Source organism: Tamlana crocina, from assembly GCF_012037625.1.
In genome coordinates this window covers 1-289 of sequence record NZ_JAAVJS010000821.1, presented here as the reverse complement: position 1 = coordinate 289, position 289 = coordinate 1, and the positions used below count along the sequence as shown (strand labels likewise).

1 pseudogene is annotated in these 289 nt (G+C 38.8%); it reads right to left on the bottom strand.

The features are described from left to right. Positions 1-289: pseudogene (locus HC176_RS19865) on the bottom strand (aminotransferase class I/II); the annotation flags it as partial.

The window sequence follows — 289 nt, the reverse complement described above, 5'->3', positions numbered from 1 at the left end:
AAGTGTCTTCTGGACCGTCGTGAAAGTGTGGCCTGGAACTCTTCAGGTGTCTCCCAATTGAAATTTTTATACACACTGGATTCGGGCATATTCACCTTTACAAAGCCATGATCATGAAAAATTCCATTGTAGGGAGTATCCGATGAAAAATCCCGAAGTACTATCATGGAACTATTGTAGTGCTCGTGATCTATGCTTTCCAGGATGTCAATAAAAACCTTCCAGACTTTTAAAAGATTCGGATGTGATTCGTTAATATAAATATGATCGCCTTCAGTAAAAATGGAAC